Source organism: Erwinia sp. JH02 (assembly GCF_013074405.1).
Lineage (GTDB): Bacteria > Pseudomonadota > Gammaproteobacteria > Enterobacterales > Enterobacteriaceae > Erwinia > Erwinia rhapontici.
Window position 1 is genome coordinate 128,698 of record NZ_JABANZ010000006.1, and the last position, 23,479, is coordinate 152,176.

Genomic DNA, 23,479 nt, shown 5'->3' on the forward strand with positions numbered 1-23,479 from the left:
CAGCCCTGAACGTTACCGAAGCCAGTGACAGATTTCCCAGCCGCGCTGCTGAGCCAGCAGGCTGAGCGGTTCGGCAGGGTTGATAACCCAGGCATGGTCCGCATGTTCCAGCATCGGCAGGTCGTTGATGGAATCACTGTAAGCCCAGGTGCGGGAATAGGTCGGCGTTTGCGCCTGTTGCAACCAGTCGTTCAGACGGCTGACTTTGCCCTCTTTATAGGTCATGGTGCCATAAGTCTGGCCGCTGTAGCGGTCATCAATGATCTCCACACCGATCGCCAGCGCACCGGACGCGCCCAACTGTTCTGCAATCGGGGCAACCAGATGTTCACCACTGGCCGAGATAACGATGACAGTATCGCCGCGTTGCTGGTGCCAGCGCATCCGCTCGCGGGCGGCGGGGTAGACACGTGGCAGGATGTCTCGCTGAATAAAGCGGCGGATCCAGCCGGATACCGTGGCGGCTGACATCCCAGCCAGCGGGGAGAGTGTGGTATGCATATAGGCTTCCATCGACAGCGAGCCTTGATAGTATTGTTCCATCAGAGCCCGCTCTTCATCGATCAGAGCGGCAGGGGCAAATCCCTGGGAAACCAGCCAGCGCAGCCACAGGCCGGTACTGTCTTCACAAATCAGTGTTTCATCAAGATCAAACAGCGCTAAATCCATCGTCGTGACTCCTCTTGCAGACTTTTCTCAGATTAGCGGATTTTTGTGACAGGCTTAACTGTTCGCCGATAATTCGGATTTACGCCCGTTTTACTCTTTGTGAAAATGACGCTAGATTGTGCCTTATTGCAGGAAAAATCTGCCATATTGAATAAACTCTAGAAATCTTTACGGTAAAATTGTTCTTTTTCAGGATGTAACACCTTAGTGTAGGGAGTTAGTCTCCTGGCTTTAATTTTAATCATTGTCTTTCAAATGGATACCTGGTCACGACATGAAGAATATTCCCCTGTCATCCCGTGTTTATACACTGGCTACCACCTCCACGCTGTTGCTATTCACGCTATCCCCCGTCAGAGCAGAGCAGGCACCTGCCGCTCCGCAGATTGAGGCGAAAGCCTGGGTGCTGATGGACTATAACAGCGGTAAAGTGCTCACCGAGTCTAATGCCGATCAGCGCCTTGACCCGGCCAGCCTGACGAAAATGATGGCAAGCTATGTTACCGGGCAGGCTCTGAAAGCAGGCAAAATCAGCAACGATGATATGGTGACCGTTGGCAAAGACGCGTGGGCCACCGGTAACCCGGTATTGCAGGGGTCATCCCTTATGTTCCTGAAACCCGGCGACCGTATCCCGGTTTCAGAGCTGAATAAAGGCATTGTGATCCAGTCCGGTAACGATGCCAGTATTGCCCTGGCCGATCATGTGGCGGGCAGCCAGGATTCGTTTGTTGGCTTGATGAATAACTACGTGAAGGCGCTGGGGCTGCAAAATACCCATTTCAAAACAGTGCACGGGCTGGATTCCTCCGGTCAGTACAGCACTGCTCGCGATATGGCGCTGATCGGCCAGGCGTTGATTCGCGATGTGCCGGAAGAGTATGCCCTGCACAAAGAGAAAGAATTTACCTTCAATAAGATTCGCCAGCACAACCGCAACCGCCTGCTGTGGAGTACCAATTTGCACGTTGACGGTATCAAGACGGGTCATACGTCCGGTGCCGGCAACAACCTGGTGGCTTCCGCGACGGACGGCGATATGCGCCTGATCTCCGTGGTGCTGGGTGCGGCTACCGATGCGATTCGTTTCCGCGAAAGTGAAAAGCTGCTGACCTGGGGCTTCCGTTTTTTTGAGACCATCACGCCGATTAAAGCGGGGAACGCATTTGCCACCCAGCGCGTCTGGTTTGGCGACCGGAAAGAGGTCAGTCTTGGTGTGGCGAAGGATGCTTCAATTACGCTGCCAAGAGGGCAGATGAAAAATCTGAAGGCCAGTTTCACACTGACCCAACCGCAGCTGACGGCGCCGCTGGCTAAGCATCAGGTCGTTGGGACAATTGACTTCCAGTTGGATGGCAAATCGATTGAGCAACGCCCGCTGGTGGTGCTGGAGGAAGTGAAAGAGGGGGGATTCTTTAGCCGCATGTGGGACTTCGTGATGATGAAGATGAATAGCTGGTTTGGTAGCTGGTTCGCGTAAATCGTCAACGTATTGGGCAAGGCGTGCCTTGCCCCTACATACGACTTCGGGATTTTACAGGGCGAGGCGTGCCTCGCCCCTACATACGGCTTCGGGATTTTACAGGGCGAGACGTGCCTTGCCCCGACAAAGCGGGTGTGGGATTTTGCAGAGCGAGGCGTGCCTTGCTCCGACAAAGCGGTAGGGGTCAGGCATGCCTGACCCTGTGAACATCAGATCAGGTCATACGCCACGGCGGAAATTGCCACCAGGCCTACCAGCACGACAAACACATTGCTCAGCTTGCCGCTGTATTTGCGCATCGCCGGGACTTTGTTAATCGCGTACATCGGCATCAGGAACAACAGCACGGCGATGATGGGGCCACCCAGGCTCTCAATCAGGCCGAGAATGCTTGGATCGAGTGTTGCCACAATCCAGGTCGTCACCAGCATAAACAGCGCGGTAAAGCGGTTCAGTTTATGCTCGGCAATGGTTTTACCCCGGCTGCGCAGCATCTTATTCACCGTACCATTAAAGCCTTCACGTGCACCCAGATAGTGGCCCAGGAAGGATTTGGTAATGGCCACCATCGCAATAATTGGTGCCAGCCACGCCATCAGCGGGGTGTCAAAGTGGTTCGCCAGATAAGACAGAATAGAGATGTTCTGGGACTTGGCTTCCGCCAGGTTTTCCGGTGTCAGGCTCAATACACAGCTGAACACGAAGAACATCACGGTAAGCACCATCATGATATGGCTGCGTGCCAGAATGCGTGAGCATTTTGGTTCAGCCTGGTCGCCGTACTCTTCGCGTTTGGCAACGGCAAAGGCAGAGATAATCGGTGAGTGGTTGAAGGAGAACACCATGACCGGGATGGCCAGCCACAAAGTCATCATCAGACCTTTTCCGCTGCCACTCAGGCTGACGTTGTCGAAGATTGCGCTGCTCCAGTGTGGGATCAGGTATAACGCCAGCAGCATCAGTACCAGAACAAACGGATAAACCAGCACGCTCATCGTTTTGACGATGATCTCTTTACCAAAACGCACAATCGTCATCAGACCGACAATCAGAATCAGAGACAGCAGCGCACGTGGCGGTGCCTGAATCTGCAACTGGTGAGTCATGAAGCTTTCCACGGTATTGGTGATCGCCACGCTGTAGACCAGCAGGATCGGATAGATGGCAAAGAAGTAGAGCAGGGTGATCAGCTTACCGGCACCCACGCCAAAATGTTCTTCAACCACTTCAGTAATATCTTCGCCCGGATTACGGCCAGACAAGACGAAGCGGCAGAGTCCACGGTGAGCAAAATAGGTCATCGGGAAGGCCAGTACGGCCATGATGATCAACGGGATCAGGCCACCAATTCCGGCATTGATTGGCAGAAACAGTACGCCCGCACCAATCGCCGTACCATAAAGGCCGAGCATCCACATAGTGTCAGTTTTACGCCACGCGCTGGCATCCTGCGTTGCTTCGGGGCTCAACACCGCCGTTTGGGATGTGTCCATGATTTCTCCAGGGTTGAAATGTTAAAACAATTAACTAAATCGTATTCCTTCCGCGATATCAGAATTAACCCCTGATTACGGCTTTAATTAATTACTCTGATTTTATGGCGCACACTCTACCACTAGAAAAAATAGAAGAAAGCACTGTCTTTGGGGTTACCGGTGATCGAAATCACATTTCCATCACCTTTTTTAGTGTGAACATCTGTAGGGTGGGTTTTTGAAGGGGTTATTGACCAGGTAATGAGTGTTTAAACAGGTATTTACACTGATTTTTATCATTTTGGTATGGTGAAATAGTGAGCGTAGGCGGCGAAAATATCAGCTTTGTTTTTCATAATTTTTTAATTATCAATGGGTTGTATTTTTTTTAGTGGAGTGGTTTGCGGTTAATTTAAGCGCCTTGCGCAACACGCATAATATCTGGGAGATAGGTTGATGATGTTGCGCAATAAGCAAAAAGTGATTTGCATGAAATAGCCGTGCATTTTTTAAAAAAACAGGGAGAGGTGTGATCTGCATCAAAGTAAAAGAGCCTGAATAATCAGGCCCATCATGTTGGATTAATCGCGTACCCATCCTTTACTGATGGGGAAGGCAAACAACGCCCGATAGAGAGAAGAGAGGCGGGGTAGCAATGTCGCGCCAAACAACTGCCAGAATATTTGCGCAAACAGGCAGGAGAGCAGTCCCACCAGCATGCCACCCAGCATATCCAGCGGCCAGTGTACGCCCAGATAAACGCGCGACCACGCAATGGCTGCGCCAGTCACCATCAAAATCGCGCCTGACCACAGGCGGTGCCAGCAGATAAAGGCAATGGCAAAGGTAAAGATCACCGTACCGTGATCGCTGGGGTAAGAGTCATCCGGCGCATGTGACAGGAACTGATGCCCCAGACCAATAGCAAAAGGGCGCGGGTGTGGGAAGAGTTGCGCCAGGCACCAGGAAATCGCAAGGGCGTAAAGCAGTGCTATGCCGGTTTTAACCACCAGCACACGTTGTGAAGTGAGCTGGCTGCGAGGCCCCCACAGCCACAGGCCCACGATCAGCAGGGGAACAATGGCGATCACATCACGGGCAATAAAGGTGGCCAGGTCGATCAGCCATTCGGGTGACGCCGCGTTGGCATTGACCCAAAGAAACAGTGCCCGGTTCAGCTCTTCCATCATGTTGATTTCCTCGTCTTGTTAAGCAGATACGTTACGCATCCGAAAGTCACACATTGCGTCAGCCAGACCCACCATGCTGCCCACAGGTTGTGGGAGAGAAAGTGGGCGCCGCGCATAATCTGTCCAAAGCCCATCACCATGCCAACGGTCAGGGCTGCCCACCAGCAGGCCCAGGCCAGGCGTGTGCGTTGTGGGTAGAACAGAAAAAACAGCGCCAGGGCACTGAAGCCGCTGGATGCATGGCCGCCGGGGAAACAGCGTCCCGGCCCGCTGTTCACCGGGACAGCGCCGAACAACGGGTATGAGACCGCCTTCCCCCCAAATTCCACCAGATCCCACGGACAGGAGTGGGCACTGGTGGCCTTGAGTACGCCCACCACCAGCGGGCCAATGCCCATCAACAATGCCACTAATACCCAGCGTGGCTGACGGCGTACCACGCCGGCCAGCAGCAGTACGATACCCCCGCCAATGACCATCTGTTTAAGCAGCCGATGGTTAATCAAATCAAGCCAGTGATTATCTTTCCACGGAAATTGCTGTGTCAGCGGGTCAAACCACAGGCGAGTGATCGCCATATCGATGCTTTCACTGCGCGACAACCAGATAAACACCATGGCGCTGAGGATCAGTAGCACGAATTGCTTAAGGTAAAAGTGTGTGGGCAAGGGGTAAAGAGAATCGCTCTTAATTACACGATTCGTTTGGCTTTTGTTGAGAATTAATGATGATTTCATGACAGTTTGGCGACCAGGGGAGCATGGTGCTACTTTGCCGTGAGGGGCTTAAGGAAACATTAAGAAGGCCGCAGAAAATCGGACAGGAGCAGAAAAGAAAAAAACCCGAAAATCATAAGATTAACGGGCTCCACAATAAGGGGATTTCAAAGAAAAGCAGTGGCATAAATTAAGACTTCACGCCGTCACAAAAGTTCTCTGAAATCGATTAATTATTTTATCCGCCTAAAATCGGCCAGATTATCACGATTAATGTTCCAGCCAGCGTCAGTAAAACGTTAGCAATGGCATAGGTTCCTGCATAGCCCAGTGCCGGGATGTTACTGCGTGCAGTATCGCTGATTATTTCCATCGCCGGGGCGCAGGTGCGGGCACCCATAATGGCGCCAAACAGCAGGGCGCGGTTCATTTTCAGTACCCAGGCACCGAACAGGAAGCAGATAATCACCGGCACCAGACTGACAACCAGCCCGGCACCCAGCATCAGCAGACCGGTTTCGCCTAAACCGTGGGTGATGCCGCTACCGGCGCTTAAACCGACACCCGCCATAAATACCATCAGCCCGAACTCTTTCACCATCGTCAGCGCGCCCTGAGGAATGTAGCCAAAGGTTGGATGATTGGCACGCAGGAATCCCAGCATAATACCGGCAAACAGCAGACCTGCCGCGTTGCCAATGCCGAAACTAAAGCTGCTGAACTGGAAGGTGATCATCCCGATCATCAGGCCGACGATAAAGAAGGCACAAAATGCCAGCAGGTCGGTCATCTGACTGTGAATCGAGATAAAGCCGATGCGGTCGGCGACGGATTTCACGCGTCGTGCTTCACCGCTGATGTGCAACACATCGCCTTTGTTCAGGATAATGTTGTCGTCGATAGGCATTTCGATCTGGCTGCGGATCACCCGGTTAAGGAAGCAGCCATGGTCTGTCAGCTTCAACTGGCTCAGACGTTTATTCACGGCATTGTTATTCTTAACCACGATCTCTTCATTGACGATGCGCATATCCAGCAGGTCGCGGTCGAACACTTCTTTTCCGTTACGGAAGCTCGGATCCAGGCGGGAATGCGCGTCAGGATAGCCTACCAGCGAGATCTCATCGCCAGGTTGGAGCAGGGCATCGCCGTCGGGGTTGGCGAGAATGCCATTACGGCGAATTCGCTCAATGTAGCAGCCGGTTTGACGGTAGATACCCAGCTCACGCAGATTCTTCCCATCGCTCCAGGCAACCAGTTCCGGGCCAACGCGATAGGCGCGGATCACTGGCAAATAGACTTTGCGCTGGCTGTCCGGGTCCAGCCCACGTTCGCGGGCAATCTGCTGTGCGCTGGTCGGCAGGTCCTGATGCTGTAATTTAGGCAGGTAACGTGCACCAATAATCAAACTTACCAGGCCCATCAGGTAGGTCAGCGCATAGCCAAGGCTAAGATGATCCTGTGCCAGCGTCAGGCTTTTCTCGTCGGTGAGGGTTTGCCGCAGGGTATCGCCCGCGCCAACCAGCACCGGCGTGGAGGTCATTGAACCGGCCAGCATCCCGGCGGTCAGGCCGATATCCCAGCCGAACAGTTTCCCGAGTCCAAGCGCAAGTATCATCGCACTGGTGACCATGACAATCGCCAGCATGAGATAGTTTTTTCCATCGCGGAAGAAAATAGAGAAAAAATTCGGCCCGGCTTCCACGCCGACACAAAAAATAAATAACATAAAGCCGAGATTGAGTGCTTCAGTATTAATCGAAAAATGCTGCTGGCCGAGCAGTAATGAAACAACTAAAACACCAATAGAATTACCCAGTTGAACAGATCCTAACCGAAGTTTGCCTAAACATAACCCCAGGGCGAGTACGACAAATAATAACAGAATGTAATTTCCACTTAACAAATCTGCGATGTTTATATTCACGGTTTAACTTCTTGTTTACCAGTAACCTATTGAAGAAAAGGGGTTTATACGCTAGATTCCACCCTGTGTTCGTCATTCGTCCGCTGTGGGTTAACAGGACTTGCCAACAGCCAGATAAATTGCACCACTATGTTAATCCCTATGCCGATTGACAGCCAGTCTCCGGCACGCTTATTTGTTACCCGTTCTGTTTTTATCGAATAGGCTGACCAAAAACGGCAATTACCCATAGTGACTGAAATGGCTAATTGATGCGTTGAATTGAATTGGGTTTTAAATAACCTGGAGAAAATTCCCGTGTGGATAAAAGGTATCCGTTGGACAGGCCTGATTGCCTGTAGCGCACTCTATGGTGCTATCTATATCGCCGTGCGCTATCCGCTGCCCGCAGGGTACATCGGGCATGCGCAGTTGGGTCTGTTGTTGTTTGTGCTGCCGGGCGCACTGGCCGCGTTGACCTCAAAAGAGTCCCCACTGACCGCAATGGTCATTGCTATCGTACTGGCGTCCCCTCCTTGCCTGGTGCTGATGCAGTCAGACGGTTTTAACTCTGTGGGCCTTGGGCAGGAGATTGCGTTTATTGCCAGTGCGGTATTCTGGTGCGGGTCTGGCACCTTGGGCGTGATGCTGTGGCGCACGCTGATGGATATCCATAACCAGCAGGATGGGAAAGGGCGTTTATAGCATTGCTGCAAAAGCAAAGGGCCGATCTCAACGATCGGCCCTGACAGTCATCATGGCTGCGGTGATAGGGGTCGATCGGAAAAGATGATCGACCCCTACGGTAATCATCCCCGCAAGGCGGTGATGATTACTGGAACAGGCCCAGATTCTCTTTGGCATAGGCTTCGAAATCAGTGCAGCCGCCAATGTGGGTTGAGTCGAGGAAGATCTGCGGCACGGTTTCTACCGGCTTACCCACCGTCTTCTCTAAGTCAGCTTTAGTGATCCCTTCCGCGTGAATATCGATATAGCGGAAATTGAAGTCTTCACGTTCTTCAGTCAGTTTTTCTGCCAGCTCGGTCGCGCGAACACAGTAAGGGCAGCCAGGGCGTCCAAAAATCACTGCAAACATAGGTTTCTCCTCAAAGGGTCAGAATTTTATGTGATTCATATCACATTTCATTGCTCAATGGCGCTTATGATGCCCGCATCCCCCGTTGAAAGGAAGAAGGAATTACCTGTTAGTCTGATTCGCAGCACCTATGCATAAGGGCACAAACTGCGCTTTAATAACCCCCTTTTCAGCAGGAATATCGTCATTAGCAGGAGAGCCGTTATGCGTGCCTTTAGTCAGCTGCCCCGGGCGGTGTTAGTTCTCGAAGTATTCGGTATTTTGCTCTTGATCCTGTCTTACCTCACGTTACATGAAATGCTACCCTTGCCGTCGCCTTTTACCGGTAAGCTTGCAGCAACGTTGATGATCTTTGCCGGTATTGCCCTGATGCTGCCTGCTGCCACGGTGATGATGTGGCGGACAGCGAAGGTAATGGCACCCGAACTTTTTAACACGCGCCGTTCGCGTGATAAGCCCAAATCAGGAGATTCCCATGACGCCGACCATTGAACTACTGCGTTCACACCGTTCGATTCGCGCTTACAGCGACCAGGTAATCACCGCAGAGCAGCGTGCCGCGATTCTGGATGCTGCACAGTCGGCCTCCACCTCCAGCTTTTTGCAGTGTTCCTCGATTATTCGTATTACGGATACTGAGACGCGCAATGCGCTGGTCGTTTTGAGCGGCGGGCAAAAATACGTTGCCGAAGCCGCCGAGTTTTGGGTGTTTTGCGCCGATTTCAACCGTAACCAGCAGATCTGCCCGGACGCTGAATTAGGGCTGGCAGAACAGCTGCTGCTGGGCTGCATCGATACGGCTCTGATGGCGCAGAATGCCCTGGTCGCTGCCGAATCGCTCGGTTTCGGCGGCTGCTTTATTGGTGGCATCCGTAACCATATCGCTGATGTGACGGAGCTGCTGGGTTTGCCGAAGTTCGTTCTGCCACTGTTTGGCCTCTGCCTGGGCAGCCCGGAGCAGGATCCTGATCATAAACCGCGTATGCCTGCGGGGCTGTTGATGCATGAAAACTGTTATCAGCCGATCGATCCTGCGTTACTGGCGCAATATGACCGCGAACTGGTGGCCTATTACCAGTCACGCGACAGCAACCGTCGCTCGGAAAGCTGGAGCGAGCACATTCAGAAGACGCTGATCAAGGAGAGCCGTCCGTTTATTCTTGATTACCTGCATCAGCAGGGCTGGGCTACGCGCTAATCCTTTTGGCCCCGGAGGCTATTGGTGAAAATTGCTATTCTTTCCCGTGATGGTTCGCTTTACTCGTGTAAACGTCTGCTGGAGGCCGCGCGAGCGCGTGGTCACAGCATTGACGTCATAGACCCGCTCTCCTGCTATATGAATATCAATCCTGGTGCATCGGCTATCCATTACCGGGGTCGCCAGCTGTCACATTATGACGCGGTTATTCCACGCATTGGTTCGGCCACCACGTTTTACGGCACGGCGGTACTGCGCCAGTTTGAAATGTGTGGCAGCTACCCGCTGAATGAATCGCTGGCGATAGCCAGGGCGCGTGACAAGCTGCGCTCGCTGCAACTCCTGGCGCGAGCGGGGATTGCCATGCCGATCACCGGATTTGCCCATTCACCGGATGACACCCGCGATTTGATCGAGATGGTGGGCGGTGCGCCGTTGGTGGTCAAGCTTGTGGAAGGTACCCAGGGGATTGGAGTGGTGCTGGCAGAAACCCGCCAGGCTGCGGAAAGTGTGATTGATGCTTTTCGCGGTCTGAATGCTCATATTCTGGTACAGGAGTTTATCAAAGAGGCGCGCGGGCGTGACGTGCGTTGCCTGGTGATCGGTGGGAAAGTGGTGGGTGCGATCGAGCGTGAGGCAAAAGAAGGTGATTTTCGTTCTAACCTGCATCGCGGCGGCACTGCCCGGCGTGTGACGATCAGCGACAGCGAGCGAGAGATAGCGATTAAAGCGGCCACCACGCTGGGGCTTGATGTGGCCGGCGTCGATATTCTGCGTGCCAGCCGGGGACCGCTGGTGATGGAAGTTAACGCATCTCCTGGATTAGAAGGTATTGAGAAAACCACCGGCCTGGATATTGCGGCGATGATGATTGGCTGGATTGAAGAGCAGGCCCAGCCGGGTTTTTGTTTGAAAACCGGTGGTTAACCTCAAGAAGCGATCTTATTCAACAGAGGGGTGACGCTGTAAAAGGGTAATGCAGAGAGTACCGTGAATAAAATCATGCGGTCAGGTGTTTACGCAATGACGTCTAAAGAGAGGTTTACCCATGATGCGTTCTTGCTGCTTTCTGAGTTTTTTACTGCTGATCAGCCCGGTTCTGTATGCTGCGCCTGAAACCTATGTCATCTCGACGGACAAAACTGCCATCGGGCTTTCCTGGCGCGCGTTTGGCCACGCGTTTTCTCAGGCGCATTTAGAGGGGGTGACGGGAACGGTGATACTGGATCCCATGGCGGACTGGGACGATCATATTGAGGTGAAAATACCGGTCGCCACGCTGGTTGCGTCAAACATCCTCCTCACCAGTCAGATGAAAAGTGCCCTGTTTTTTGATGCGGTTCATTATCCCTGGATAAGCTTTACCAGCAGCCGCGTGGTGGCACTGGGGCAGGGGCAGTTCAGAATTTTCGGTCTTTTATCCGTCAAAGATGTTCGTCGTCCGATCATCATGGAGGCGACGCTGGATAATCACGGTGTGTTATCGCCAGAGGCACAAACGCTGGCACTGCATGCATCCACCGCGATTTCGCGCAGTGCATTTCGGGTTGATCGCCTTGTCGGCATTGTTGACGATCGGGTGGCAATTGACCTGACGATTGCGGCGCACGCCACGCGGCCATAATATTCGTTGGTCTGAATGCTGCAGCGGCAGGGGGCGTTCTGTTGTTGCCTCAGGCGGCGTGGCCAGGAAGTGTCTCCCTGAGTTAATGCTTAAAACCAGCTGCTGGCGTCATATTTCTGTCGTAATCATGGTTTTTGGCGGCGTTTTTACGTAAGCTAGGGCGCAATTTTATTGCGGCATGAGACAAAGAATATGGATTCACTCGTCGTTCCGGATCTCGACGTATTGCGACGTTGGCTGGATCAGCAAAGCATCACCTGGTTTGAGTGTGATTCATGCCAGGCACTACATCTGCCGCATATGCAGAATTTTGATGGGGTGTTTGATGCCAAACTCGATTTGGTGGATAACGTCATTCTGTTTTCGGCTCTGGCTGAAGTTAAACCCACGGCCCTGATCCCGCTGCTGGGCGAATTGTCACAGATCAATGCCAGTTCGCTGACGGTGAAAGCGTTCCTTGATATTCAGGACGATAATCTGCCGAAACTGATAGTCTGCCAGTCGCTGAGTGTGACCGCCGGGTTGACCTATGGCCAGTTTGTCCATTTTATGAAGCAGAGCGAAGAGCAAATTTCGATGATCGTCATGGAGGCTTTTGCCAATAATCTACTGATGATCGGTGAAGATGACGATCGGACACCCGTGAGCACGGGGCATTCGGTTCTGCATTAATCGGCATTTTTACACCCATGCTTTCCTCCGGGCGGATACTCTTTCCGCCCGTTTTAATCCTGTTTCCTCTGTTCACTCCACGCCCCTGAATCAAATGCTGTTTTAAACACCAACTTCAGCATGATCATAACCACTTTTTATTCTGCATTTTGCCCTATATTGCCAGATATCTGTCGCTGTTTATGCCGTGAATGGCGTATCACATAGAGGAAACATGCATAAAAAATCGATAAAAGGCGTTTTTTACGCTAGGGGCTGGTCTGATCCTGATACTGGGGCTATTCTTGCGTGGCTGCATTACGCGTGCAACGTCCCCAGATATATAGGTTTTTAGTATTAACGGGCCGGTGAATAATGATTCATTCTTTAGCCTTAATTCTTCAAACTTTATCTATCAAGAAAGCAGGTGTTCACCGGTTCACCTGCCCGGCAAAATGTTTATCTCTGTTCATGAGGATGGAAAATGTTCAACCAACGTAAAAAATGGTTGTCAGGTGTGGTAGCGGGTACGCTGATGGCGATCTCTGCTGGCTCACTGGCCGCAGACAAGACGCTGCACGTTTATAACTGGTCTGATTATATTGCGCCGGGTACGGTGGCGGATTTTGAAAAGCAAACCGGTATCAAAGTGGTGTACGACGTATTCGACTCCAATGAAGTACTGGAAGGCAAACTGATGGCCGGTAGCACCGGTTATGACGTCGTTGTGCCGTCCTCCAGCTTCCTTGCGCGTCAGCTTCAGTCGGGTGTGTTCCAGCCGCTGGACAGAAGCAAACTGCCGAACTACAAAAATCTCGACCCTGATTTGATGAAAAAGCTCGAGCAGCACGATCCGGGCAACAAATATGCGATCCCTTATCTGTGGGCGACCACCGGGATTGGCTATAACGTTGAGAAAGTGAAAGCCGCTCTGGGTAAAGATGCCCCGGTCGACAGCTGGGATCTGGTCCTGAAGCCGGAAAACCTCGAAAAGCTGAAGAGCTGTGGCGTCTCCTTCCTCGATGCACCTGAGGAGATCTTCGCGACTGTGCTGAACTACATGGGCAAAGATCCGAACAGCAGCGATGCAAAAGATTATACGGCGGCGACCGATCTGCTGTTGAAACTGCGTCCGAGCATTCGCTATTTCCACTCTTCCCAGTACATCAACGATCTGGCAAACGGCAATACCTGCGTGGCGATTGGTTGGGCGGGTGATATTCTCCAGGCGAAAAACCGCGCTGTAGAAGCGAAGAACGGCGTGAATATCGCCTACAGCATTCCTAAGCAGGGCGCGCTGGCGTTCTTCGATATGCTGGCGATCCCGAAAGATGCGAAAAACGTCGATGAAGCCTATCAGTTTATTAACTATCTGATGGAGCCGAAAGTGATGGCGCAGATTTCCAATACGGTGTTTTACGCCAGCGGTGTAAAGGCTTCCCTGCCGTTTGTTGATGCGGCTATTCGCGACAACCCGGGAATCTATCCAACCCCTGAAACCATGGCGAAACTGTTCACCCTGAAGGTGCAGGATCCGAAACTTGACCGTGTGCGTACGCGTGCATGGACTAAAGTTAAAAGTGGTAAGTAAGCCATAACCGTTTCACACTCGTTAAGCAGCAGAGGCGCGGTTACCGGCCTCTGTTTTGTTTTTTTTAGGGCAGGGCAGACGTCAACCCGCACAGCGGCCCCGCCTTTTAGCGCCGGAGTATAATGGTAGTGAATGACGCGATCCCCCGTCCTCAAAGCAAAGCAGGTAAGGCGCTGACGCCACTGCTGGAGATCCGCAATCTGACGAAATCTTTCGATGGTCAGCATGCGGTGGATGATGTGAACCTCACCATCTATAAAGGCGAGATTTTCGCTCTGTTAGGTGCCTCAGGCTGCGGTAAATCAACGCTGCTGCGTATGCTGGCCGGTTTTGAAGCGCCAACGCAGGGGCAAATCGTGCTGGATGGCCTCGATCTCTCCCATGTGCCACCGTATCAGCGACCCATTAATATGATGTTCCAGTCCTACGCCCTGTTCCCCCATATGACGGTGGAGCAGAATATCGCCTTTGGACTGAAACAGGACCGTCTGCCGAAAGCCGAGATTGCCGAGCGTGTGGCTGAGATGCTGACGCTGGTGCATATGCAGGAGTTTGCCAAACGTAAGCCTCATCAGCTCTCTGGCGGTCAGCGTCAGCGTGTCGCACTGGCCCGTAGCCTGGCAAAACGCCCTAAACTGCTGCTGCTGGATGAACCGATGGGCGCGCTGGATAAAAAACTGCGTGACCGCATGCAGCATGAAGTGGTGGATATCCTTGAGCGTGTAGGGGCGACCTGCGTCATGGTGACCCACGACCAGGAAGAAGCCATGACCATGGCGGGCCGCATCGCGATAATGAATCGTGGCAAGTTTGTGCAGATCGGTGAACCGGAAGAAATTTACGAGCACCCGACCACGCGTTTCAGTGCCGAATTTATCGGTTCAGTTAACCTGTTCGAAGGACTGCTGCGTGAACGTCTGGAGGATGGGCTGATTATTGAGAGTCCGGGCCTGATCCATCCGCTGAAAGTGGCCTCTGACGTGTCGGTGGTTGATGGTGTTCCGGTGTCCGTGGCGCTGCGCCCGGAAAAAGTGATGTTATGCGATGAGATCCCGGCCGATGGCTGCAACTTTGCCGTGGGTGAAGTGGTGCATATTGCCTACCTGGGCGATCTGTCGATTTATCATGTCCGTCTGCATAGCGGGCAGATGATCAGTGCCCAGTTGCAGAATGCCTATCGCTTCCGTAAGGATACTCCGACCTGGGGTGACGAAGTGCGTCTTTGCTGGGATGCCGATAGCTGTGTGGTCTTAACGGTATAATCATGAGCCAATTTTCTGAACGCCCTCCCGAGCCGCCAAGCGGCCAGCAAACCGGCATTAAAGGCCTGTTGACGCGCCTGTCGATGGCGCACGGCCGTAAGCTGGTGATTGGACTGCCTTACCTCTGGCTGTCGCTGCTGTTTCTGCTGCCGTTTCTGATTGTTCTGAAGATCAGTTTTGCCGATATCGCCCGTTCAAGCCCGCCCTATACCGAGCTGTTAAGCTGGGCGGACGGCCAGTTGAACATGGCGCTGAACTTCGGCAACTACCTGATGCTGACTGAGGACCCGCTGTATATCGATGCCTACCTGCATTCATTGCAGGTGGCGGGCATTGCCACGCTGATCTGTTTAGCGATTGGTTATCCGCTGGCATGGGCGGTAGCACATGCTTCACCTTCTACGCGCAATATCCTGCTGTTGCTGGTGATCCTGCCGTCCTGGACCTCGTTCCTGGTGCGCGTTTATGCGTGGATGGGCATCCTCAATAATAACGGTATTCTGAATCGATTTCTGATGTGGACGGGGGTGATCGATCATCCGATCACCATTCTTTATACCGACCTGGCGGTGTATATCGGTATTGTTTACTGCTATCTGCCGTTTATGGTGCTGCCGATTTACACCGCGCTGACACGTATTGATTACTCGCTGGTGGAAGCCTCGCTCGATCTCGGCGCACGTCCGATAAGAACCTTCTTCAGTGTGATTGTGCCGCTGACCAAAGGCGGCATTATCGCCGGGTCGATGCTGGTGTTTATTCCGGCGGTAGGGGAGTACGTGATCCCGGAACTGCTGGGGGGCCCGGACAGCATTATGATCGGGCGCGTGGTGTGGATGGAGTTCTTTAACAACCGTGACTGGCCTGTCGCATCGGCCCTGGCGGTGATTATTCTGTTGATCCTGATCCTGCCGATTATCTGGTTCCATAAACATCAGAATAAAGAGGGGGATAAAGCGTGAGTCAGCTACCGGTTATTCGCTCAAAGTGGCGCACGGCTATCCTTGCCGTCTGTTTCTTCTTCCTGTACGCACCAATGCTGTTACTGGTGATTTATTCGTTTAACTCATCGCAACTGGCGGCATGGGAGGGCTTCTCGCTGCGCTGGTATCAGGTACTGTTTAACGACGATGCCATGATCCGTGCGGTAACGCTTAGCCTGTCCCTTGCCGGGCTGTCGGCGACGGCAGCGGTGATCCTCGGGACTATCGCTGCGATGGTGATTGTGCGCTTCGGCCGCTTTAAAGGCTCCACTGGCTTTGCCTTTATCCTGACGGCACCGCTGGTCATGCCGGATGTGATCACCGGGCTTTCGCTGCTGCTGCTGTTTGTGGCCATGGCAAATGCGTTCGGCTGGCCTGCTGAGCGCGGGATGCTGACGATCTGGCTGGCCCACGTCACCTTCTGTACCGCCTATGTGGCGGTGGTGATTAACTCGCGTCTGCGTGAGCTGGACCGCTCGATTGAAGAGGCGGCGATGGATCTGGGGGCGACGCCACTGAAGGTGTTTTTTGTGATCACGGTTCCGATGATTGCGCCTGCCATTGTCACCGGCTGGCTGCTGGCATTTACCCTGTCGCTTGACGATCTGGTGATCTCCAACTTCGTCACCGGGCCAGGTGCTAATACGTTACCGATGCAGATATTTGCCACCGTGCGCCGTGGGATTAACCCCGAGATTAACGCGCTGGCAACCTTGATTCTGCTGGTGGTGGGGATTGTTGGCTTTATTGCCTGGCGTTTGATGGCCAGTAAAGAGAAGCAGCGCCTGAAAGACATTCAGAGGGCGCGCGCCGGGCATTAATCCGCGTTTAAGCAAGACCTGTCGTGGCTGACCTTCTGTTTCTTCCAGCCTGCGACGTTATGCCGCAATGAAAACGGGACGACCGGAAAAAGGTCGTCCCGTTATCTCTACGAGGTTCCTTGGCGACCAATCACCCAAGCACCTTCTTCACACAGGCTTTGAAAATCTTAATCCCCACCGGCAATGAATTCAGATCAAAATGCATATCCGGATGGTGCAATCCAGGAACTAACCCGGTGCCCAGGCCCCAGAAACCGGCCTTCACTGAAGGACGCTGCACCGGATAGTGGAAGAAATCTTCACTGCCCGGCGTGGAGCGCGGTTCAAGTAAAGCGTCCTGACCCAATACCTCGACAATCGCGCCGGAGATCAGCGCACTCATCTCATCATCAATTTCGGCTGCGGGCATGGCTTTCAGTACCTGCACTTCAGCCTGTGCGCCAAAGGCGGCAACGCTGTGCTCAATGGCACGCTGCACACGATGTTGCAGTTCAACCATATCCTCGTTCTTTGCGGCCCGAAGATCGAACACCACGCGTGCTTCATCCGGGATCGAGTTAGTCACGCCTGCATCGCAGAGGAAACGCGTGGCTTTAACGCTCCACACGCTGTTCGGTGCCATATGAATCGCATTTACTGCCTGCACTGCGCTAACGCCAGCATCCAGCGCATTGACGCCAAGGTGTGGGCGAGCGCCGTGCGCGGTCTGGCCGCGGATAATGGCTTCAACGGTCACACAGGCTGAGTAATACACGGCAGGGATCGCTGTGCCAACCGCGCACTCTTCCGCCGGACGGACGTGGAAACCGAGGATCATATCGACATCATCAATTGCCCCGCCGTCGATCATCGCCAGCGCGCCGGTTCCCAGTTCTTCAGCAGGCTGGAAAATTAGTTTCAGGCGACCTTTTTTAATCGCCTGCTCGGCGATCAGTTCCTGGGCGGCGGTGAGCACCACTGAAGAATGACCGTCGTGGCCGCAGGTATGGCGGGCGCAGGGAATGCCGTTGATGATATGCCCCAGCGCATCCATATCGGCACGCAGTGCCAGAGTCGGGCCTGGAACACCGCTGTCCAGCACAGCGACAATGCCGGTGGTGGCATTAAAATGATCCTGAACCTCATAACCGGCGGCTTTAAGCTGCTGGCTGATGTAGGCCGAGGTCTTAAACTCCTGGAAACCCAACTCCGGGATTTCGTGCAGGTAGTGGTAATGTTCTAACACTTTTGACACGTTATACACTCCATTCAGCTTCTGTTACGCAATGACTCGCATCACCAGCATCGCGATGACCGAGTTCATAATGCTGGTCAGCATTAACAGCGGCCAGTATTTTTTCGGCACGTCGGAAACACCGAGCAGGCGGCCCATATACTGTAACTGAGAACCCATTAAAAAGATCGCCGGGGCCAGAATAGTGATATCTCCCCCGGTCAGCACGCCTTTCGCCAGCAGGCTGATAGCAACGCCGGTTCCGGCAGAGGAGGAGAGCCAGGCGGTCAGCAGTACGGTAACCGCTTCACCGGGCAGGCCGAACAGCCCCATGACGGGCGCGAAAACGGTACCAATCAGTTTCATCACGCCGAGCAGGTTCAGCACTTCAGCAATGACATAAGCCATCACCACGTTCGGCATTAAATTATGAATGGCAATATGAAAGCCTTTACGTGCACCAATCACAAAGATATCGAAGGGATTATTAGAAACGCTAACCTGAGGGTTATTCTGCATGTTGGAAATCTCGCTTGTAAACGGTATTCAGCATCAGACGGACAAAAGCGCCGCCAACAAATTTCAGTACGAACATCAGCACCAGCGGGACCAGTACCGGTGTGGCCAGCGAAGCAAATAACGCCGACCCGATAGAGAAGTAGTTATTAATCAGCCCTGCGCCGGAATATTGCCAGGCCGCCATGATCACTACATCTTTTTTCGTCACCTGTTTGTTGTCGTACAGCTCTTTCGTTAATGCCGCACCTGCATCGGTGCTTTGTAAATCGGTAATTAAGGCCAGCCCTGTGCGTCCTGGAATACCTAACAGGGGACGTAACAGTGGCGTCAGCAATTTGTGGGCCGCGCGAATGGCGCCGTAATGAGTGAAGATCTCCAGTAGCCCCAGCGCCAGCATCACGGTTGGCACCAGCGACAATGCAAACAGGAAGCCGGCTTTGGCACTGAGTCCGCCCGCACCGACAAAGGTATTATGGGCCGGATCTTTCATGGTGCCGAAACTGCCACCCAGTGTGGTGAAATCAAATGCACCCAGCCATGCCATGCCGTCGACGTTAAACAGCAGGCCGGAAAAAAACAGTATGGCTAATATTAATGCCAGCCAGGCCCCTTTGCCGACTGACCACTTTTCACCCGACAGGGTTATTTTATCTTCAGACATCTGGTTCCTACTCCCCGGTATTCATCAAAGGTTATGCAAATAGCCCATAGCGGATTTTTCGTTCCATATAGTGGAATTATTGACCGACCTGGACTAAAAATAATGTGGTTGCTGCCGATAACGATCGAACCACCGGGTTCGGATTGCAGATATCGTGCCAGAATGCATTCATATCATTAATCTTACGGAATGAACTGAGGCAGGGCGGGTTAATTTCGCTATAAGATAAAAGTGAAAAACCGATTATTTATTTTCAACGATGAAATAAAAGACACTTTTTTTCTTTTCTCAGTGGGAATATTCTTGTGAGTGCAACCGTAAGACACCATGATGGATCAGTTGCACCATCACAGGGCGTGGCAGCAGCAGGAGGGAAGAAATGTCTGAAGTGATAAGAGAGAGCAAAACGCTGTTCAGCGGCGCGGCAAGCATTCCGGTGCCCGTATGGATTGCGGGTATCGCCATTATTGCTACCCGCTGCCTCGGCGTATTGCTGCTCGCTAACGAGCTGGGGTTGATGGAGCTGATGAACTTTGTGCATCGCAGTGCACAGGCCTGGGATTCAACGCTGATCTTTATTGCCAGCCAGCTGATCTTCTTTATCGAGCTGCGCTGTGCCATTGCCCTGATGCGCGGGCACAGCTGGGGGCGCTGGGGTTTCCTGGCAGCTCAGGTGCTGGTGCTGATCTATATGTTTGTGGCGTCTATGGGCTGGGTCTATCCGGAGATTTTCAGCATTAATAGCGATAATGATAGTCAGGTCGTTCCCTCTCTCCTGGTACAAAAGCTTCCCGATATCCTGGTGTTGTTGCTGCTTTTTGTGCCGCAAAGTAGCCGACGGTTTTATCGTTAATCCTCCACTGCTATACTGTCCGACTGCATTTCGCTTCCCAGATCAGGCTTCCATCATGCATTGCGCGCTTTATGACGCCGGCCGTTGCCGTTCCTGCCAGTGGCTGGAGACACCTTACTCCCGGCAAGTTTCTCAAAAACAGTCACATTTACAGCAATTGTTGGCATGTTTTCCGGTTGGTCAGTGGTTGCCGCCTGCGCTCTCTCCGCTACAAAAATTCCGCAATAAAGCCAAAATGGTGGTCAGCGGCAGCGTCGAACGCCCTCTGCTGGGTATGTTGCATCGTGATGGTACGCCAGTCGATCTGAGCGACTGTCCGCTCTATCCTGACAGTTTTGCCAGCGTGTTTGCTGAACTACGCCCGTTTATTGCCCGTGCCGGGCTGACGCCCTATAACGTGGCACGCAGGCGAGGTGAACTGAAATATATCCTGTTGACCGAAAGCCGGCATAACGGGCAACTGATGCTACGTTTTGTTTTGCGCTCAACCACCAAACTGGCGCAGCTGCGCGCCGCACTGCCCGAGCTTCAGCGCGCATTGCCTCAATTGGCGGTGATTTCTGCCAATATTCAACCTGTGGCGATGGCGATTATGGAGGGGGAGGAAGAGATTCCATTAACGGATAATCAGGTCCTTGCCGAACAACTCAACGACGTGCCGCTGTCAGTACTGCCGAAAAGCTTTTTTCAGACCAATCCACGGGTGGCGGCCGAACTGTATGCCACTGCGCGAGTCTGGGTCAGAGAATTGCAGGTGAGTGCTATGTGGGATCTGTTCTGCGGTGTGGGTGGTTTTGGTCTGCATTGTGCGACGCCCGAGATGCAGTTGACGGGGATCGAGATCAGCCAGGAGGCGATTGCCTGTGCGCAGCGGTCTGCGGAACAGATGGGACTGAAACAAGTGAGCTTTGCAGCACTGGACTCCACCGCTTTTGCCACCGGAGAGGGCAGCGTGCCGGAGCTGGTGCTGGTCAATCCACCGCGCCGCGGAATTGGTGCCGGGCTTTGCGCGTATCTGGAAAAAATGGCACCGCCTTGGATACTCTATTCCAGCTGTAATGCCGAAACGATGGCCACCGATATCGGACGCCTGAAAGCCTATCGCATCATCAAAGTTCAGATCTTTGATATGTTTCCGCACACCGCGCATTACGAAGTGTTGACGCTGTTGCAGCGGGTGTAAAGTGGGTCGGGCATGCCCGACCCCTACGATGATACCACTATATGGGGCGTGGCATGCCGCGCCCTGATGCCTTACGATGACGTCAGCATGTGGGTAGGGGCGTGGCATGCCGCGCCCTGATGCCGAAAATTACTCGGGGAACCACTGCTTATTGAGTTTATCAATCGTTCCGTCAGCTTTCAGTGCAGCCAGCGCGGTGTCCAGCTTCTTCAGCAGCGCATCATTATCTTTACGTACCGCAATACCCAGACCCGTGCCGAAATAACTGCTGTCCGTAATATGCTCGCCGACGGCGCTGAGATTAGGGTTGGTCTTAAGCCAGGCGCCGACCACTGCGGTGTCACCCAAAATGCCATCCAGGCGATTATTTTTCAGGTCGAGGATCGCGTTCTGGTAGCTGTCATAGGCCACCGCCGTGATGTCCGGCTGCTTATCATGCAGGTACTTCTGGTGAGTGGTGCCGTTCTCAATACCTACACGTTTACCCTTCAGCTGATCCAGGCTGGTGAACTTGCCTTTCTGCGCAATAATAATCGCTGAGTTGGCGTAGTAAGGTTGAGTAAAGCTGACCTGTTTCTGGCGCTCTTCAGTGATATCCATACCGGAAATCACGGCATCGTAGCGGCGGAACTTCAGCGCAGGAACCAGACTGTCAAAGGGATTATTGGTGAAGCTGCACTCCGCCTGCATCTGTTTGCACAGTGCTTTCGCCAGATCGATATCGAAGCCGACAATCTGGTTATCGCTGTTCAGGGATTCAAAGGGAGGGTAGGTCGCGGAGGAGGCAAAACGAATCTTGTCTGCAGCCTGCGTTCCTAAGGCAACGCTGGCCAGCAAGGCTGCCAGAACGAGTTTTTTCATCTATTAATTCCTTTAGGTCTCATTGTCCTGACCAGTATCGACGACAGAAGCTGTTCGTTATCCGTTGATTAAAGAGCTACGAAGGCTTTTTTTTCATGAATGCCCGAGGCGCGGGTGCGGATCGGGCATCGGTAAGCATCAATTCCGCTGTTCGAACGCCAGTGCCCGGCGCTCAATCATGCGCATTATCAGGGTCAGTAAGCCGTTTACGCACAGATAAATCACCCCGGCGGCGGCAAACACGCTGACATCGTAGGTGCGTCCGTAAAGCATTTGCCCGTGACCCATGACTTCCATCAGCGTAATGGTGTAGGCCAGCGAGGTGCTTTTAAACACCAGCACCACCTCATTGGAGTATGAGGAGAGCGCACGTTTGAATGCATACGGCAGCAAAATTCGCAGTTGATCGCGGCGGTTCATGCCCAGCGCCGCACAGGACTGCCATTGCCCGGCAGGAATAGCACGCACCGCGCCGTGGAACAGCAGTGTGGTATAGGCCGCGCTGTTCAGTGACAGGGCCAGCAGCGCACACAACCAGGGTTGTGAAAGCAGGCTCCATAACCAGTGAATATTCTGGATCGCCGGGAACTGTCCTGGTCCGTAGTAGATCAGGAAGATCTGCACCAGCAGTGGGGTGCCGGTAAACAGGGTGATATAGGCGCGAGTCATCTGGTTCAGAACCGGGACTTTTAACGCCAGGATCACGGTAAACACCAGGGCCAGAATCAACGCCAGCAGCAGTGACGCTACGGTGAGCATCAGGCTGGTATTCAAACCTTTCAGCAGTTCAGGGAAATAACTCAACATCAGCAGTCTCCCCGCTCAAAGCGTGTGGTGCGCAGTTCAATGCGTTTCAGGACGAATTGGCTGAACAGGGTGATCAGCAGGTAAATCCCCGCCGCGATAACGTACCAGGTAAAAGGTTCCTGGGTGCGGGTCGCGATGCTTTTGGTCTGCAACATAATATCGTTAACGCTAATAAGGGAGACCAGCGCGGTATCTTTCAACAGCACCAACCACTGATTGCCGAGGCCGGGCAGCGCATGGCGCCACATCTGCGGCATAATCAGGCGAAAGAAGATGGCGGTCTTCTTCATTCCCAGCGCTTGTCCTGACTCCCACTGGCCTGACGGTACGGCTTTCAGCGCACCGCGCAGGGTTTGTGATGCATAAGAGGAGTAGAGGATAGCCAGCGCAATCACCCCGCAAAGAAACGGGCTGACGTCAAAATTCTCAATGGCGACCTGAACCGGGATTTGAACGAACCCCAGGTTAACGGTGAAGCCGTCCGACAGCGTGAGCAGCAGCTGTGAGGCACCGAAGTAGATAAACAGCACCACAAGGATTTCCGGCAGGCCGCGAAACAGCGTGACCAGTCCGGTTCCGAGCCAGGCGAGGGGACGCCAGCGCGCAGATTCCCAGACGGCGAAAATCATCGCCAGTATTAAACCGGCGATCAGTGCACAAACGGCCAGGCCGACGGTCATCCCGGCGGCGCTGGCGAGAGTATAAAGTTCGCTCATT

General features: G+C 53.2%; 25 protein-coding genes. 13 read left to right on the forward strand and 12 right to left on the reverse strand.

Translation table 11 applies throughout. The features are described from left to right. Positions 1 to 12: 12 nt before the first annotated feature. Complete coding sequence (locus HHI26_RS16085; RefSeq protein WP_171149366.1) at positions 13 to 669, reverse strand: HAD family hydrolase; 657 nt, start codon at positions 667 to 669, stop codon at positions 13 to 15. A 274-nt stretch (positions 670 to 943) separates the two neighbouring features. On the opposite strand from HHI26_RS16085, the gene HHI26_RS16090 reads away from it, so the two are divergent. After that, positions 944 to 2,149 carry a serine hydrolase gene (locus tag HHI26_RS16090; RefSeq protein ID WP_133841091.1) on the forward strand — a complete coding sequence of 402 codons (1,206 nt, stop codon included), beginning with the start codon at positions 944 to 946 and terminating at the stop codon, positions 2,147 to 2,149. A gap of 212 nt (positions 2,150 to 2,361) precedes the next feature. Here HHI26_RS16090 and HHI26_RS16095 read toward each other — a convergent pair whose 3' ends face one another. The 4 genes from HHI26_RS16095 to HHI26_RS16110 all read right to left on the reverse strand — a co-directional run bounded on the left by HHI26_RS16095 (position 2,362) and on the right by HHI26_RS16110 (position 7,460). Further along, positions 2,362 to 3,645: an HAAAP family serine/threonine permease gene (locus HHI26_RS16095; protein ID WP_159338109.1), complete on the reverse strand. Its 1,284-nt coding sequence runs from the start codon at positions 3,643 to 3,645 to the stop codon at positions 2,362 to 2,364. A 563-nt stretch (positions 3,646 to 4,208) separates the two neighbouring features. Then, positions 4,209 to 4,814, reverse strand: coding sequence for an undecaprenyl-diphosphate phosphatase (ybjG, locus tag HHI26_RS16100; RefSeq protein ID WP_159338128.1), 606 nt, complete (start codon positions 4,812 to 4,814; stop codon positions 4,209 to 4,211). After that, positions 4,814 to 5,554: a phosphatase PAP2 family protein gene (locus HHI26_RS16105; RefSeq protein ID WP_171149367.1), complete on the reverse strand. Its 741-nt coding sequence runs from the start codon at positions 5,552 to 5,554 to the stop codon at positions 4,814 to 4,816. The genes ybjG and HHI26_RS16105 overlap by 1 nt, the downstream gene beginning before the upstream one ends. 217 nt (positions 5,555 to 5,771) lie before the next feature. After that, positions 5,772 to 7,460: an aspartate:alanine antiporter gene (locus HHI26_RS16110; protein WP_133841088.1), complete on the reverse strand. Its 1,689-nt coding sequence runs from the start codon at positions 7,458 to 7,460 to the stop codon at positions 5,772 to 5,774. 297 nt (positions 7,461 to 7,757) lie between these two features. Between HHI26_RS16110 and ybjM the strand changes: the two genes are divergently transcribed. Next, positions 7,758 to 8,144 (forward strand): inner membrane protein YbjM, encoded by a 387-nt coding sequence (gene ybjM, locus HHI26_RS16115; RefSeq protein ID WP_171149368.1) that lies wholly within the window; start codon positions 7,758 to 7,760, stop codon positions 8,142 to 8,144. A 127-nt stretch (positions 8,145 to 8,271) separates the two neighbouring features. On the opposite strand, the gene HHI26_RS16120 is transcribed toward ybjM, so the two are convergent. Further along, positions 8,272 to 8,535 carry a GrxA family glutaredoxin gene (locus tag HHI26_RS16120; protein ID WP_133841086.1) on the reverse strand — a complete coding sequence of 88 codons (264 nt, stop codon included), beginning with the start codon at positions 8,533 to 8,535 and terminating at the stop codon, positions 8,272 to 8,274. 204 nt (positions 8,536 to 8,739) lie between these two features. Between HHI26_RS16120 and HHI26_RS16125 the strand changes: the two genes are divergently transcribed. From HHI26_RS16125 to potI, 9 genes are all read left to right on the forward strand, one after another. Then, the gene (locus HHI26_RS16125; protein ID WP_133841085.1) at positions 8,740 to 9,027 is read left to right on the forward strand and encodes a YbjC family protein; all 288 of its coding nucleotides are present in this window, start codon (positions 8,740 to 8,742) and stop codon (positions 9,025 to 9,027) included. Beyond that, positions 9,011 to 9,733 (forward strand): oxygen-insensitive NADPH nitroreductase, encoded by a 723-nt coding sequence (nfsA, locus tag HHI26_RS16130; RefSeq protein ID WP_133841084.1) that lies wholly within the window; start codon positions 9,011 to 9,013, stop codon positions 9,731 to 9,733. The genes HHI26_RS16125 and nfsA overlap by 17 nt, the downstream gene beginning before the upstream one ends. 24 nt (positions 9,734 to 9,757) lie before the next feature. After that, complete coding sequence (gene rimK / locus HHI26_RS16135) at positions 9,758 to 10,660, forward strand: 30S ribosomal protein S6--L-glutamate ligase (protein ID WP_133841083.1); 903 nt, start codon at positions 9,758 to 9,760, stop codon at positions 10,658 to 10,660. 121 nt (positions 10,661 to 10,781) lie between these two features. Beyond that, on the forward strand, positions 10,782 to 11,357 hold the full coding sequence (locus tag HHI26_RS16140; protein WP_171149369.1) for a YceI family protein: 576 nt from the start codon (positions 10,782 to 10,784) through the stop codon (positions 11,355 to 11,357). Positions 11,358 to 11,549: 192 nt separating this feature from the next. Then, positions 11,550 to 12,029 carry a YbjN domain-containing protein gene (locus HHI26_RS16145; RefSeq protein ID WP_133841081.1) on the forward strand — a complete coding sequence of 160 codons (480 nt, stop codon included), beginning with the start codon at positions 11,550 to 11,552 and terminating at the stop codon, positions 12,027 to 12,029. Positions 12,030 to 12,492: 463 nt separating this feature from the next. Then, positions 12,493 to 13,599: a spermidine/putrescine ABC transporter substrate-binding protein PotF gene (gene potF / locus HHI26_RS16150; protein WP_133841080.1), complete on the forward strand. Its 1,107-nt coding sequence runs from the start codon at positions 12,493 to 12,495 to the stop codon at positions 13,597 to 13,599. Positions 13,600 to 13,727: 128 nt separating this feature from the next. After that, positions 13,728 to 14,861: a putrescine ABC transporter ATP-binding subunit PotG gene (potG, locus tag HHI26_RS16155; protein WP_159338129.1), complete on the forward strand. Its 1,134-nt coding sequence runs from the start codon at positions 13,728 to 13,730 to the stop codon at positions 14,859 to 14,861. Between the two features lie 2 nt (positions 14,862 to 14,863). Next, a complete protein-coding gene (gene potH, locus HHI26_RS16160) occupies positions 14,864 to 15,823 on the forward strand; it encodes a putrescine ABC transporter permease PotH (protein ID WP_133841078.1) in 960 nt (319 codons plus the stop codon). Then, a complete protein-coding gene (gene potI / locus HHI26_RS16165) occupies positions 15,820 to 16,665 on the forward strand; it encodes a putrescine ABC transporter permease PotI (RefSeq protein WP_133841077.1) in 846 nt (281 codons plus the stop codon). Before potH ends, potI begins: the two co-directional genes overlap by 4 nt. 130 nt (positions 16,666 to 16,795) lie before the next feature. Here potI and HHI26_RS16170 read toward each other — a convergent pair whose 3' ends face one another. From HHI26_RS16170 to HHI26_RS16180, 3 genes are read right to left on the reverse strand one after another with little or no spacing between them, the layout of a single operon-like run. Beyond that, the gene (locus tag HHI26_RS16170; protein WP_159338113.1) at positions 16,796 to 17,899 is read right to left on the reverse strand and encodes an amidohydrolase; all 1,104 of its coding nucleotides are present in this window, start codon (positions 17,897 to 17,899) and stop codon (positions 16,796 to 16,798) included. Between the two features lie 24 nt (positions 17,900 to 17,923). Next, a complete protein-coding gene (locus HHI26_RS16175; protein ID WP_133841075.1) occupies positions 17,924 to 18,397 on the reverse strand; it encodes a YjiG family protein in 474 nt (157 codons plus the stop codon). Beyond that, positions 18,387 to 19,058 (reverse strand): nucleoside recognition domain-containing protein, encoded by a 672-nt coding sequence (locus HHI26_RS16180; protein ID WP_133841074.1) that lies wholly within the window; start codon positions 19,056 to 19,058, stop codon positions 18,387 to 18,389. Before HHI26_RS16180 ends, HHI26_RS16175 begins: the two co-directional genes overlap by 11 nt. Before the next feature lie 379 nt (positions 19,059 to 19,437). On the opposite strand from HHI26_RS16180, the gene HHI26_RS16185 reads away from it, so the two are divergent. Continuing rightward, entirely contained in the window at positions 19,438 to 19,911 is a 474-nt protein-coding gene (locus tag HHI26_RS16185; RefSeq protein WP_133841073.1) for a YbjO family protein, read from the forward strand. Between the two features lie 55 nt (positions 19,912 to 19,966). Further along, positions 19,967 to 21,094, forward strand: a complete 1,128-nt coding sequence (gene rlmC / locus HHI26_RS16190) for a 23S rRNA (uracil(747)-C(5))-methyltransferase RlmC (protein WP_133841072.1) — start codon at positions 19,967 to 19,969, stop codon at positions 21,092 to 21,094. A 129-nt stretch (positions 21,095 to 21,223) separates the two neighbouring features. Here rlmC and HHI26_RS16195 read toward each other — a convergent pair whose 3' ends face one another. The 3 genes from HHI26_RS16195 to artQ form a co-directional block, all read right to left on the reverse strand. Continuing rightward, on the reverse strand, positions 21,224 to 21,955 hold the full coding sequence (locus HHI26_RS16195) for an arginine ABC transporter substrate-binding protein (RefSeq protein WP_133841071.1): 732 nt from the start codon (positions 21,953 to 21,955) through the stop codon (positions 21,224 to 21,226). A gap of 138 nt (positions 21,956 to 22,093) precedes the next feature. Beyond that, positions 22,094 to 22,762, reverse strand: a complete 669-nt coding sequence (gene artM, locus HHI26_RS16200) for an arginine ABC transporter permease ArtM (protein ID WP_133841070.1) — start codon at positions 22,760 to 22,762, stop codon at positions 22,094 to 22,096. Next, positions 22,762 to 23,478 carry an arginine ABC transporter permease ArtQ gene (gene artQ / locus HHI26_RS16205; RefSeq protein WP_133841069.1) on the reverse strand — a complete coding sequence of 239 codons (717 nt, stop codon included), beginning with the start codon at positions 23,476 to 23,478 and terminating at the stop codon, positions 22,762 to 22,764. The genes artM and artQ overlap by 1 nt, the downstream gene beginning before the upstream one ends. Position 23,479 lies beyond the last annotated feature (1 nt).